This window comes from Rossellomorea pakistanensis, from assembly GCF_016908495.1.
Lineage (GTDB): Bacteria > Bacillota > Bacilli > Bacillales > Bacillaceae_B > Rossellomorea > Rossellomorea pakistanensis.
This window is the reverse complement of sequence record NZ_JAFBDZ010000004.1, coordinates 133,325-146,179: the sequence shown is the minus strand read 5'-3', so window position 1 is coordinate 146,179 and position 12,855 is coordinate 133,325. Positions and strand designations below refer to the sequence as shown.

Genomic DNA, 12,855 nt, shown 5'->3' with positions numbered 1-12,855 from the left:
ATAACTAATGCCATTGTCATCCACTATATCCTTACAATTATTATTTGTACATTCACAAATGACTCACAGGTAATATCTCAGAGTCCTAAATAAAAATAGTAAGTGAAAAAACCTTACAAATTTAAGGAAAAAAATCTAATGATTTGAAATACTGATTTCAGAGGGAAGTTAAATAAATTAAAAAAGGGAGGTCATCATTCTGGAGGTGCTCATTCTATGGTTCGTTTTATTGCTCAGTTTCTCACAATTCTTTTCATTTATCTTTTAGGAAACCATCTCGTAACATGGTTGGATCTCCCTATCCCAGGAAGTATTGTCGGTATGGGGTTACTGTTTATCTCTTTGTTATTCGGAGTCTGTAAACTAACATGGGTGGAAGCTGTTGCCCAGCTGCATATCAAGCATATTACACTTCTCTTTATCCCATTTGTTGTTGGTGTTTTGCACTATACTGGTAGTTTTCGAGCGGAAGGATTCAAACTGGCGATCATTTTGGTCACAAGTAGTTTTTTTATCCTTTTTGTGACTGCATATATTGCTGAGTATTATGATAGGAGGAAACATAATGGAAATCATGAGTAATGTTCTTTTATGCTCAATTATAACGGTTATAAGTTATGTCGTGGGGGTGAGAGTGTTTCGCAGGTTTAACAGGGTTTGGTTAAATCCATTATATACGGTAACGGTCACCATCATTTGTCTTTTGACGTTATTTCATATGGATTTTGAGAGCTATTCATCGGGTACGGGAATCTTCTCGCTGCTTTTGGGAACAGCCACTGTTTCTTTGGCTGTACCTTTGTACAAACAGATTGAAATAATTAGAAAACATCTTTTGATCATTGTTTGCGCAGTATTACTAGGTACCTTAACAGGTGTTGCTTCCGTCGTGCTGTTGGCAAAGGTGGTCCATTTGAATCAAACCATGATGCTGTCCCTCATACCGAAATCGGTTACCGCTCCTATTGCTCTGTCTATTTCTGATTCTCTAGGTGGGGTCCCGTCTCTGACAGTTTTGTTTGTCGTCATCTCTGCGGTTTTTTCCCTTATTACTGGGCCGGTCCTTTTAAAATTCGGTCGTTTTCGAAGCAAGATTGCTTTGGGACTTGCACTAGGAACTTCTGCTCAAGCCATTGGGGCTAACCGTGCATTTGAGTGGGGAGAACTGGAAGGAGCAATGGGGAGTATCGCCATGATTACATCTGCCCTGTTCATGTCCTTGATTGCTCCGCTATTCATCCGACTCTATCTTATATAAGAATCCTTCGGTAATTCACCAGTAAGGTGCCTAATCAACAATACGGAAGGCACCTTTGCCTACAAAGGAACAATATAATACGAAGCTTTTATGACGAATGGCCATTCACACTGTTGAGCGTTCCACTAATCTAAATGGCAATGTAATCTTTTTATCTGTTGAATTCGTTTTATTTTTGGAATTTATAATAGACGTGACGGCCATTCTTCCCATCTCAATTATGGGTATTTCTATAGTTGAAATGTGCATAGCTTCTGAAATCGGTTGGTTATCAAAGCTTAATACTGCAAGATCTTCTGGGATCTTAAGCTTCAATTCATTTGCCTCCAGTAGTAATCCAGCGGCAACTTGATCATTGCTGACTAGAATGGCGGTTGGTTTTTCTTTTACATTCATATATTTTCTGCCAATCTGTTGGCCGTCTTTAATGGATAAACATTGATCAAAGAACCATTCATCCCTGAGTGGTTGATTGATTTCTCTCATCTTATTTTCATATGCCTTTCTTCGTTTCGTGCTGTTCGTTCCCTCTTTTCTTCCCAAACTGTAAGCGATACGAGTATGCCCCTTTGAAATTAAATATTCCAGCCCAAATTTAAAGGCTTGTTCATGAGGAATACTAATCGTTGGGAATTCTTCTTGATCCGAATCCTCACATAGAATAATTGGACCGTGCTCCTTGTATTCATTAAGGGTATCAAATGAAATCGCCCGTGAGCAAAACACTAATCCATCCATTAAATTTCCTCTTAATAGCTCAAGAGCATCTAGTTCTTTTGACGTTTCATAATTGGTTTGGAATAAGACGATTTGAAGGTGATGCTTTATCGCCTCTTCTGCAATGCCTTCAACTATACGACTGAAATAGGGATGTTCTATGGTAGGAAGAACGACACCAATCATGTTGGAGATGCCTTTCGATAATTGAATCGCTTTGATGTTTCGATTGTAATTCAGTTCTTCCATCGCTTTATAAACAGCAGATTTTTTCTCTTCGCTCACATAAGGATGGTCGTTTAATACCCTCGAAACCGTTGTAACGGAAACACCAGCAAGCTTTGCAATCTCACGAATGTTTGCCATTTATAAAACTTCCTTTCTTCATTTAAATAACACACTTGACCTGAAACGCGTTTCATAAATTATCTTTTTTTTAACAAAGAAGAAGGAGTGATGTGGGAATGGTAAATGGTGTACTCATATTACTTGGGTTATGTATTTTTGAAATAATCTTAGCAAAACTCGTCATTAAAGACAAAGATTGTTTTATGATGGATTTTTATGAGTTTTTTGATTTGGATCTAGAGACTTATAAAAAAACCACCAAAACGAAATCATAACCTTTAAACCTTACTGAAAGAAGTATGTGGTGAAAATAAAGAATCAATTGTCCATCTTTTAAACAAATTAAATCACTATTCTCCAAAGATATTTATGCCTTAATTTTCAGCAAGCTGGAATTAAGGTTTTTTTGTGGGGCGAGGGATTTCCCTGCTCAAGCATGGAGGATTAGATTTATTGAAATATCGTTAAGCAACAATTGATAAAATTCTGAAAAGATAATATAATCAAATATAGATACGTTGTTTCTATTATAGATACAAAACAAGGAGGTTCTTTATGCGAGTAGCAACTGATATTGGTGGAACTTTTACAGATTGTGTATATATTGATCAGAATGGAGACGTTGGATTTTCAAAATCTCATTCAACTCCGCCAAATTTTGAACAGGGAGTAATGGACGTACTTAGGAAAAGCGAGTTAAATATGAAGGATATCTCTACTTTCATACACGGTTCGACAGTTGTTATCAATACTCTTACTGAAAGAAAAGGAGTAAAAACGGCATTAATTACGACAAAAGGGATGCGTGATGTCATAGAGATTGCACGAGGTAATCGGCCAGATCTATATAACTTTCGGTATCAAAAACCTAAACCGTTTGTCCCTAGGTATCTGCGTCAAGAGGTAGAGGAGAGATTAAATTATAAAGGGGAAATCATAGCACCTTTAAATGAAGAAGACTTGGTGTCGGTGATTGAGTATTTACGGGAAGAAAACGTTGAAGCGATTGCAGTCGCTTTCTTACATTCCTATCGAAACGATATTCATGAACAAAAAGCGGTACAAATCATCCGAGAGTTATGGCCGGAAGTAGCGGTTACAGCTTCTAGTGAAATTACGAGGGAATGGCGGGAATATGAAAGGACCAATACCACAGTATTAAATTCTTATGTGAAGCCGATTGCCACAAGTTATTTGGAACGATTAAAAGAAAAATTACATTCTAATGGGATTGAAGGATCCACATATATCATGAGATCCAATGGGGGGACTTCTAGTTTTGAACAAGCAAAAGAAACCCCGATTGCCTTAGTAGAGTCTGGTCCTGTTGCAGGAATTTTAGGAGCTGCTGTATTAGGAGAAATGATAGGCGAAAAAAATATTCTTGCTTTTGATATTGGCGGAACTACGGCCAAATGCTCCCTCATTCATCAAGGGGAGGTAAAAGTATCTACTGATTACTATATTGAAAAAAATGATCGGTATGCCGGCTATCCAATTAAAACACCAGTTGTGGAGATTGTTGAGATTGGGAATGGGGGTGGTTCGATAGCAAGGATTGATGAATCAGGCTCATTGAAGGTCGGGCCACAATCAGCAGGATCCACACCAGGACCAATAGCATATGGGAATGGAGGAGAAGAACCTACTACGACGGATGCCCATTTAGTGACAGGAAGACTTTCTCCTAAAAATTTTGAAAATCTCGTTGATATGAAGAGTATAAAAGAAATCATTGAGAATAAAATCGCTCAATCTTTTAGCTCTTCTACCGATGATGCTGCAATGGGGATCATTCAAATTGCCAATTCCAATATGCTGAATGCACTGAAGTTGATTTCTGTCCGAAAGGGATATGATCCAAGGGAATTTTCGATGATAGCATTTGGTGGAGGCGGGCCAATGCATGCTCCAGCTTTGGCGAAAGAATTAGGTATTAAAAAGGTGATTATCCCAATGGCATCTTCTGTATTTTCTGCATGGGGAATGCTGATGACTGACCTGCGCTCTGACTATTTAAAAACATCTATCCTTTCATTTCAAAAGAATTCAATGGAAAACCTTAATCAGGCGCTTGCTGACATGGAGGAAAAGTCTATCCAGCATTTTATTGAACATCAAAAACACTCAGAAATTATAGTTCAACGCTATGTAGATATGAGATATCAAGGGCAAGAACATACGGTCAAAGTACCATTAAATACAAATAAGGTGGAGGTAGAGGAAATAGAGGAAATAGTAAATCAATTTCACAATTTACATGAACAACATTATTCTTTTAGTTTACCAAAAGCTAGCACGGAAATTGTCAATATTCATCTTACTCTTTTTGGAGTTGTCTCAAAACCAATTATTAAAGAGCAGGAAGTCACCGGGAAACCCCTCAAAAATGCCCTAAAGGAAAAAAGATCTGTTTATTACGAAAATGAGGGATGGCTATCTATTAATATCTATGATCGGAATCAATTAGAGCCGGGGATGAATATCGAGGGGCCAGCAATAGTAGAGGAAGAATCCTCATCGACTGTCATCTATCCTGGTCAATCTATTGAAGTGGATCGGTTTGGCAATTTAGTCGTTGAAACGGAGGGCATAGATTATGAGGCATAAAGACGGTACGATAAATCCTTATACTGTAGAAATCATTAAAGACTCCTTATTGTCTATTGGAGATGAAATGTTTGTGGCATTAGCTCGGACCTCAATGAGCCCAATCATTTATGAAGTCCTGGATTACGCATGTGGATTGACAGATGCGAAAGGGCAGTTAATTTCACAAGGGAATGGAGTCACCAGCTTCATCGGGATGTTAAGTCCGATGGTTCAACATGTGATTGAAAAATTTGATCATGGTCAAGATCTTTCAGAAGGGGACATTATCATTATAAATGATCCTTATGTTGGCGGAGGTTCTCACTTATCGGATGTAGGGTTAGTGATGCCTATTTTTTACGATGGTGATCTGATCGGTTTTTCTGCTAACAAGGGGCATTGGACTGAAGTCGGAGGGAAGGATCCGGGTTCATTTACTACCGATTCCAATGAAATTTACCAAGAAGGTCTTCAACTACCAGGAATTAAACTATACGAAAAAGGGGTCCTTAACCAAGCGATTGTGGACATCATCGAAAGTAATGTTCGCTTTCCAGAATTGTCTTTAGGGGATTTATGGGCACAGGTCGCTGCATTAAAAACAGGTAAGAAACGAATGATTGAATTATGTTCAAAATACAGGAAAGATCCAGTCTTATGTTCCATTGAGGTGTTACTAGATCAGGGAAAAGAGCTTGCGATAAATGAAGTAAGGAAGATTCCTAATGGGATCTATGAAGCGAATAGTTTTATAGAAGCAGAAGGTGGAGGACCTTATCCTATTCATGTCAAAGTAACAGTGACAGAAGAAGAGTTCATTTGTGACTTTACTGGTTGCCACCCCCAAGTGACATCACCTGTGAATTGCTCCTATTTTGGGTTGTTATCCAGTGTACGAGTAATGTTTCTAGCTATTTTGAATCCTTCTCAGAGTGTAAATGAAGGAATGTTTGCTCCTTTAACCATCATTACAGAATCAGGAACCATTGTATCGGCAACAAGACCAGCACCAGTATCGATGAATTTTGAAGCCCGGATCGGCGGTGCAGATCTCATTTGGAAAGCTCTTGCTCCAATCTTGCCTGATCGTTTGACTGCTGGAAACTTATTATCAGTAAGCTCAGTCGTATTAACAGGTCAGCACCAGGATTTAAAAACGCCTTTTTTGCTAGTTGAACCATCAGTAGGAGGGTGGGGAGCTGGTAAGGACATGGATGGAGAACGCGGACAGTTTTCAATGGGAAATGGTGAAACCTATAACGTTCCAATTGAAGTAGCTGAAACTCGTTATGGGTTGTTAGTAGATGAATATAGCTTTCGTTCAGATGGAGCCGGAGCCGGTGAGTATGTAGGGGGCTCTGGGGTTATTCGATCTTACCGTGCGTTGACAGACGGGCAAAAACTATCTGTTAATTTTGGAAGGCATCAATTCGCTCCATGGGGGATGAATGGAGGAGAGGAAGGATCCCCAAGCTATGTTCAAATCAAGAAGCAGAACGGAGAGAGCGTCGGTCCTTTCGGTATCGTGACGCGTTATGAGCTTAATGAAGGTGATGTTGTTCAATTAGTAACAGCTACAGGTGGAGGAAATGGCCACTCATTTCATCGTCCAATTGAAAAGGTTTTTAAGGATTGGAAAAATGAATTTATTTCTACTGAACAGGCTAAAACAACATTCGGCGTCATCATTGATGAAACTTTAGGTATGGTCATTGGGGAAACAGAAGCTAGGAGAAAGTTTAATCAGTAAGAATAAATCAATTGCTAGAAAGATTAAGTCTCTCATAATTCCATATTATGAGGGCTTAGTCTTTTTTCATGAACGGTTGTAAAACATACATCCACAAATTACAATTAGAAAAAAGGCGTACATATAGAGGTGAACTATGTCCTTAAAGACACTGGAAAATTCGTTACATGTATTAAAATATTTTACAAGGCAAACACCCTCATGGGGAGTTAGAGAGCTAGCAAAAAAAATGGAAGTTAATCACTCTATTATTTATCGGATTTTGTCTACCTTTGAAGAGAGTGGTTATTTATATCAAAATCCTGAAACGAAAAAGTATGAGCTAGGATTACGTTTTTTAGAGTATGGGGAGATGGTGAAAGAACGAATCCAGTTATCTTCAGAGGTCTATCAAGCAATGAGACGTATTGTCGATCAAACGAATGAATCGGTCTTCCTAACCATTCTCGATGGGGATGAAGGGGTAACCGTAGAGATGGTGGAGACAACACAGAATATAAAATATGCTGTTTCAATCGGGACAAGGTCACCATTATATTCAGGGGCATCATGTAAAGTAATGATGGCCTATTTGCAAGAAGATCATCAGGAAAGAATCATGGAAAAGGGGTTGGAATCATTAACCCCTAACACCATTACCAATCCGCAAGAACTGAAAAAGGATTTAGTACGGATTAAATCACAAGGATGGTGTCTGTCCACAGGAGAATATGCCAATGATGTGTTTGGCCTGGGTGTGCCGTTATTTGATTTTAGTGGAAATGTATTTGGATCACTTACCATTTCAGGGCCGGTCTATCGGCTTTCAAGTATCGACAACGATCAAACTGTGGCAATTTTAAAAGATGAGGGAGCGCTTATTCAACGATATCTTAAACATATTAAGTATAATCGATAATAAAAAAAGCTAGAAAGACAATAATAAGTTGTTCTTTCTAGCTTTTTTTTATCTAGTCTTAATAAATGAGGGAGCCAGTTATTTCCCCAATTTCAGAATCGAACTGAAGAAATTGTAGAGTGCATCCCCAGCGATGAAGCCTCCTGCCAAGATAGACATTGGAATTTCGGCAGAATCTCCTTTTACTTTCTTAACGACTAAGCGAATGAGAATCCCGGCTAGAACAGCCCAGCCAGCCATCGGGAACATAATTAACAAACCTGTAGAAAGTAATACACCCATTTGCCTTTTGGTACCTCCGATAAATTGAATAATAGCACCTGGGATTGCCCAAATGAATAATTGTTTTGCGACATCAGCCGAAACTCCCGCTTCAATGGTCGCCGCGTATACTCGATCAACGGGTGGAATCAACCCTTGTGAAAAGTAGTAATTAAAGGTGAAGAATACGACCACTGCAGATACTCCAAAGGCAAATAACCCTGCAAATAATTGTTGTTTTCTTCCTTGCTTCTCAAATTCAATATCATCACCATTTCCTCGGAGCATATAGCCTGTTTTCAAATCATAGCCCATATCTGCAAACGCAACCCCTGTAGATGCGCTAAAACCGACTAAAAGGGTTAAGGCAGTGAGCGGGAATCCAATAATAATCCCTATAATCAACGTAATAAGAGCCACCGCAAAAGCAGGAAACCATCCGGCATGCATGGCGGCTATCCCAACAATTAGTTCATGTATGAAAGCGGCAAATGCTGCATATAAGAGAAACAGGATGAGCATCCCAGGTGACATGTCCGTTATAATACCGCCTAAAAGTGCGATGATTAAAGCAATGACTAAGTAGGCGGCAAAGCCATATGTGAAACTCTTTTTAACCTCCCCGGTTGATCGGGTCAGAACGATCTCATCACGTTCTTCTGTATTATTCCTTTTTTTTAGAAGAAGGACAAACACTTGGACAAAGGCGACTAAACCTGCTCCAATCATAAAGCCATGGGGGATATATAAAGCATTTAAGTCAATACCTAATACCTGTGGCGAGTAGGCTCTTAACAGTAAACCGATCCCAAACATGGTGAGAGCCCAAATATTTCCGATAAAAGCTACCCCAAAAGCAGACATTGGAATTTTTAAGAATGCCCCAATAATCCCAACGATAATCCCAATTCCTAACAGCTTTGCACGACCTCCTCCCTCATCTCCTGCTTTAATGGATTCAGCCGTAGCCACCCCTGGAGGCCATGCTTCCTGAGCGGGAAAAACTTTGGAGTCAAAGAAACGATAAAGTAAAATGGCATCTAAAAACATAGCTAATATAACACCAATGAATAAAGGTATAATCAGTTCTGGTTTTCCGATGGCAAACGGAATCCCGATAGGTAATAGTAAACTATTGGCAGCTCCAAATGTAGCGGCCGAGCTAGCTGTTTGTACGAGATTTTGCCGGTGAACAGAGCGATATTTAATAAAATAATGGATGGGAATCCGTGAGATTAAAATAGCAAATAATGCCCCAATAATAGATGTGTTTGCGGATATCCCAAGGGTTGTAATTAATTGCAACCCAATTAAAGAACCTAATACACTTAATACAATCATAATGACTATGGTAGACGGCTCGAATGCAGATGGATGTTTTTTCGTTTCCCCTTTGTTCATACATATCCCCTTTGCACTTTAATAATTTAATCGTGTGTATCTATTATAGAAACGCTGTATCTATAAATTATTATACTATGAAATTATAAATTTTCAATCTATTCTGAATAAAAAAGGGGAATTTAATTGATGCATCTTTTGTGAAATATAGAGTACGGCTGCAAGTAAACGGATATTCTTTAAAAAATAGCATTTAAACAGTAGAAAAGCGTAACTCATATTCGCTACGCTTTTCTACTTGGTATCATTCATTTGTGGAACCTTTTCTTTAAAAAATTGAAAACCATATAAAAGCAGAGCATCAACAAAGAAAATGAAGGACAATTGGATTTTCTTTATCCGAACAAGTGAAGCAATTCCTAACTTTTGTAACCAATCCACTAATACATAAGTGAACATCGAATCCACAATAAAGTTCACCAATATAAATCGAAGGAAGTTACCATAAGTAAATTTAAGTATCCATAGAGAACCAATCAAATAAGGTCCCCATATAAAAGAAAATCCTCCCGAAAGTTTAGGATGGAGTCGTTCATACCACCACCACCATTTTCGCTTTTCAGCAATGAAATGTACGAACCTCACAACAAAGGCGATAAATAATCCTGCTGGTAAAAATCTTTTGATAGCCTCTTTCCCTAATAACGGAAGTGAAAACCAGGGGAGGATCAATAATAACAGTAACAATAACCTCGAGTATTTCATCAAACAACCTCCTTCCACCCTTCAAGAATAATATCCCCAAAAATAGGAAAAGTATAAAAAGAACATTGCTATTAAAAATAAGACTCATGATAAAATCCTTTTTCCGTAAACTAGCGCTTGAGCTCAAGTGTTGAATCATGAAAAAATCGATCGGGTGATAAGAATGAGAGCAAATAAAACAGAAAACGAAACCCTTAGCAAGGCAATCGACAACATGCAAGAAGGGTTGGATAATATGATCGAGCTATATAATGAACTCGAAGAAGATATGCCTTTAATCAACTTTGATAAAGAAGTGCTAGAGGATTTGGAAAAAGCCAAACATATTTATGGTGAAGAGTATGTTAGTCAAAAACTAAATACCATTGTTAAGGAAGTTTTAACTTGGTTAGATTTAGATGAGCATGAAGAAGAAGAGGAAGAATAGCTGGAAATCAAAAGCCGGCGATTGTTCATTTGTTTTTCACAAGTCAGTATCTATGATTAGAACCTATAAACTAGTAAAATTGCTTTTCTTTTTGTAAAGTGACTCCTAAAAAATTTACTAAATGACTTTATGGATAGAGAAAATAAATCTTTATTGACACGAAAGAATTATTGTATTACTATTATCTCGAATTAAAAACTTTTTAATTCGAGATATATTTTTTGATCCATTAATAATCCTTTTTATAAAAATATAAGTGTAAAACAAAAAAGGAGTGTCCAAAAATGAGTAAGAAAACAATGGGGATTCACCATATCACAGCCATCGTAGGCAATCCGCAGGAAAATGTGGATTTCTACTCAGGGGTGTTAGGTTTAAGATTAGTGAAAAAAACCGTCAATTTTGATGATCCCGGTACCTATCACCTTTATTTTGGAAATGAAGGAGGAAAACCAGGAACCATCATCACCTTTTTTCCATGGGCGGGTGCTCGTAAAGGGGTCATCGGCGACGGTCAGGTAGGTGTCACCTCTTATGTGGTGCCAAAAGGGGCGATGGGCTTTTGGGAAAACAGACTAGAGAAGTTTAATATTATTTATTCAAAAACGGAACGCTTTGGAGAGCAGTATTTAGAATTTGAGGATCCACATGGACTCCGTTTAGAAATCGTTGAAAGAGAAGAAGGGGAAGTGAATACCTGGAACTTTAGCGGAGTCACACCAGAAGTTGCCATCAAAGGGTTTGGTGGAGCAACTCTATTATCTGCTCAGTCTAGAAAAACGGCGGAGTTGTTAGAAAAGGTATTAGGTCTTGAATTGGTTGAAGAAGAAGGCAATTTAGTCCGTTTTCGTTCTTCAGCTGACATCGGAAATATCATTGATCTTACATTAACTCCAGTTGGCCGTGGACAAATGGGGGTAGGCACAGTCCATCACATTGCATGGAGAGCAAGTGATGATCAGGATCAATTAGATTGGAAAAGGTATGTTGAAGAGAATGGATATGGGGTCACCCCTGTCCAGGATAGAAACTACTTTAATGCGATTTACTTCAGAGAGCATGGGGAAATCCTTTTTGAAATTGCGACAGACCCTCCAGGATTTGCTCATGATGAATCACGAGAAACAATGGGTGAAAACCTAATGTTGCCTGAACAATATGAACCACATCGAAATCAGATTGAACGAGTATTGCTTCCGATTGAAGTAAGAAAGTTAGATTGATTTCCAAAAGGAGCTTAATATTGTTTTCAATTGATCCATCAACAAATACGGAAAGAAAAAATTATAAGCATTTAAGATGACAAAATCTACTCAGATTAAGTTTAAAAATTAATGAAAAATGAAATAATAGGCAGGTGCAATACAATGGGGATTATAGCTAAATTATTTGGGAACTCATCAAAAAAGGAGACAGAAACTATGACAAACGTGAAATTAGCAGTGATCTATTACAGCATGGGTGGAACAAATTATCAATTATCAAAATGGGCGGAAGAAGGGGCAGCAGAAGCAGGGGCAGAAGTAAAAGTATTGAAAGTACCAGAATTAGCTCCACAATCAGCAATTGAAGGAAATCCAGTTTGGAAAGCTCATGTAGAGGCAACAAAGGATGTCCCTGAGGTAACATTAAATGACTTAGAATGGGCAGACGCCATTATTTTCAGTGTACCGACACGCTTTGGGAATATGCCATCACAAATGAAGCAATTCTTAGATACAACAGGCGGTTTATGGTTTAATGGTAAACTAGTAAACAAAGTGGTTAGTGCTATGACTTCTGCCCAAAATCCTCATGGCGGTCAAGAAGCAACGATTTTATCCCTCTATACCACCATGTATCATTGGGGTGCCATTGTAGCAACTCCTGGATATACAGATCCAGTGACATTTGCAGCTGGAGGGAATCCATATGGAACAAGTGTGACCGTTGATCAAGATGGGAAAATGGTGGAGGATGTAGAAGCGGCAGTTAAACACCAGGCTAAACGTACTGTAAATGTAGCGGGAATGGTTAAAAAAGGTAATCAATAATAGATTCAAAGAAGCTGATCCACAAACTAGGGTATACTTTAAGGAATAGCAAGGCAATGCACAGGAGATTTGATTAATGCTCCTGTGCATTTTTTTATTTTTAGGGATAAATTGTTTATATAAAATAAGGTCAGGACAATCTATGTTTTTGTGGCTGACATTTTGGATGTTATGAATTTTCACGGTGTCACAAAACTCTGTTGAGGTTCTCATAATGGCTATTGTGCGATTTCACGGTGTCAAAAACCACTTTCCGTTACATCATTTCGTCTTTTGCTGGTTTTCACGTTATCCAAGACCTCTTTCCGTTAAATCATTTCGTCTTTTGCTGGTTTTCACGTTATTCAAGACCTCTTTCCGATACATCATATCAGCTATTGCTGGTTTTCATGGTATCCAAGACCTCTTTCCGATACATCATTTCAGTTTTTGGATGTTTTCATGGTATCCAAGACCTCTTTCCGT

The 12,855-nt window shown here is 38.3% G+C and carries 12 protein-coding genes; 9 read left to right on the top strand and 3 right to left on the bottom strand.

Annotated features, from left to right (window positions below):
• The first annotated feature begins 216 nt into the window (after positions 1-216).
• Both JOC86_RS18365 and JOC86_RS18360 read left to right on the top strand, forming a co-directional pair.
• Positions 217-582, top strand: coding sequence for a CidA/LrgA family protein (locus tag JOC86_RS18365; RefSeq protein WP_205174405.1), 366 nt, complete (start codon positions 217-219; stop codon positions 580-582).
• Positions 566-1,258, top strand: a complete 693-nt coding sequence (locus JOC86_RS18360) for an LrgB family protein (protein ID WP_205174404.1) — start codon at positions 566-568, stop codon at positions 1,256-1,258. Before JOC86_RS18365 ends, JOC86_RS18360 begins: the two co-directional genes overlap by 17 nt.
• Positions 1,259-1,363: 105 nt before the next feature.
• Here the strand turns inward: JOC86_RS18360 and JOC86_RS18355 are convergent, their stop codons facing one another.
• Positions 1,364-2,341, bottom strand: a complete 978-nt coding sequence (locus JOC86_RS18355) for a LacI family DNA-binding transcriptional regulator (protein WP_205174403.1) — start codon at positions 2,339-2,341, stop codon at positions 1,364-1,366.
• A 98-nt stretch (positions 2,342-2,439) separates the two neighbouring features.
• On the opposite strand from JOC86_RS18355, the gene JOC86_RS18350 reads away from it, so the two are divergent.
• The 4 genes from JOC86_RS18350 (at position 2,440) to JOC86_RS18335 (ending at position 7,563) form a co-directional block, all read left to right on the top strand.
• Complete coding sequence (locus JOC86_RS18350; RefSeq protein WP_205174402.1) at positions 2,440-2,598, top strand: hypothetical protein; 159 nt, start codon at positions 2,440-2,442, stop codon at positions 2,596-2,598.
• Positions 2,599-2,878: 280 nt separating this feature from the next.
• Positions 2,879-4,933 (top strand): hydantoinase/oxoprolinase family protein, encoded by a 2,055-nt coding sequence (locus tag JOC86_RS18345; RefSeq protein ID WP_205174401.1) that lies wholly within the window; start codon positions 2,879-2,881, stop codon positions 4,931-4,933.
• Complete coding sequence (locus JOC86_RS18340; protein ID WP_205174400.1) at positions 4,923-6,665, top strand: hydantoinase B/oxoprolinase family protein; 1,743 nt, start codon at positions 4,923-4,925, stop codon at positions 6,663-6,665. Before JOC86_RS18345 ends, JOC86_RS18340 begins: the two co-directional genes overlap by 11 nt.
• Positions 6,666-6,801: 136 nt before the next feature.
• Complete coding sequence (locus tag JOC86_RS18335) at positions 6,802-7,563, top strand: IclR family transcriptional regulator (RefSeq protein WP_205174399.1); 762 nt, start codon at positions 6,802-6,804, stop codon at positions 7,561-7,563.
• Positions 7,564-7,641: 78 nt separating this feature from the next.
• On the opposite strand, the gene JOC86_RS18330 is transcribed toward JOC86_RS18335, so the two are convergent.
• Together JOC86_RS18330 and JOC86_RS18325 are read right to left on the bottom strand one after the other, a co-directional pair.
• Positions 7,642-9,225, bottom strand: a complete 1,584-nt coding sequence (locus tag JOC86_RS18330; RefSeq protein ID WP_205174398.1) for an OPT/YSL family transporter — start codon at positions 9,223-9,225, stop codon at positions 7,642-7,644.
• A gap of 234 nt (positions 9,226-9,459) precedes the next feature.
• On the bottom strand, positions 9,460-9,930 hold the full coding sequence (locus JOC86_RS18325; RefSeq protein WP_205174397.1) for a hypothetical protein: 471 nt from the start codon (positions 9,928-9,930) through the stop codon (positions 9,460-9,462).
• 163 nt (positions 9,931-10,093) lie between these two features.
• On the opposite strand from JOC86_RS18325, the gene JOC86_RS18320 reads away from it, so the two are divergent.
• The 3 genes from JOC86_RS18320 to wrbA all read left to right on the top strand — a co-directional run bounded on the left by JOC86_RS18320 (position 10,094) and on the right by wrbA (position 12,390).
• The gene (locus tag JOC86_RS18320; RefSeq protein WP_205174396.1) at positions 10,094-10,357 is read left to right on the top strand and encodes an atypical membrane-integrating protein (Mistic protein); all 264 of its coding nucleotides are present in this window, start codon (positions 10,094-10,096) and stop codon (positions 10,355-10,357) included.
• 284 nt (positions 10,358-10,641) lie between these two features.
• Positions 10,642-11,580: a ring-cleaving dioxygenase gene (locus JOC86_RS18315; protein ID WP_205174395.1), complete on the top strand. Its 939-nt coding sequence runs from the start codon at positions 10,642-10,644 to the stop codon at positions 11,578-11,580.
• A gap of 144 nt (positions 11,581-11,724) precedes the next feature.
• Positions 11,725-12,390, top strand: coding sequence for an NAD(P)H:quinone oxidoreductase (gene wrbA, locus JOC86_RS18310; RefSeq protein WP_205174394.1), 666 nt, complete (start codon positions 11,725-11,727; stop codon positions 12,388-12,390).
• Positions 12,391-12,855: the final 465 nt, after the last annotated feature.

Bases quoted from the DNA above. Each gene is read 5' to 3' on its own strand.
- JOC86_RS18315 (WP_205174395.1), top strand. From the start codon at position 10,642: ATGAGTAAGAAAACAATGGGGATTCACCATATCACAGCCATCGTAGGC.
- JOC86_RS18345 (WP_205174401.1), top strand. From the start codon at position 2,879: ATGCGAGTAGCAACTGATATTGGTGGAACTTTTACAGATTGTGTATAT.
- JOC86_RS18350 (WP_205174402.1), top strand. From the start codon at position 2,440: ATGGTAAATGGTGTACTCATATTACTTGGGTTATGTATTTTTGAAATA.
- JOC86_RS18320 (WP_205174396.1), top strand. From the start codon at position 10,094: ATGAGAGCAAATAAAACAGAAAACGAAACCCTTAGCAAGGCAATCGAC.
- JOC86_RS18340 (WP_205174400.1), top strand. From the start codon at position 4,923: ATGAGGCATAAAGACGGTACGATAAATCCTTATACTGTAGAAATCATT.
- JOC86_RS18355 (WP_205174403.1), bottom strand. From the start codon at position 2,341: ATGGCAAACATTCGTGAGATTGCAAAGCTTGCTGGTGTTTCCGTTACA.
- JOC86_RS18335 (WP_205174399.1), top strand. From the start codon at position 6,802: ATGTCCTTAAAGACACTGGAAAATTCGTTACATGTATTAAAATATTTT.
- JOC86_RS18325 (WP_205174397.1), bottom strand. From the start codon at position 9,930: ATGAAATACTCGAGGTTATTGTTACTGTTATTATTGATCCTCCCCTGG.
- wrbA (WP_205174394.1), top strand. From the start codon at position 11,725: ATGGGGATTATAGCTAAATTATTTGGGAACTCATCAAAAAAGGAGACA.
- JOC86_RS18330 (WP_205174398.1), bottom strand. From the start codon at position 9,225: ATGAACAAAGGGGAAACGAAAAAACATCCATCTGCATTCGAGCCGTCT.
- JOC86_RS18360 (WP_205174404.1), top strand. From the start codon at position 566: ATGGAAATCATGAGTAATGTTCTTTTATGCTCAATTATAACGGTTATA.
- JOC86_RS18365 (WP_205174405.1), top strand. From the start codon at position 217: ATGGTTCGTTTTATTGCTCAGTTTCTCACAATTCTTTTCATTTATCTT.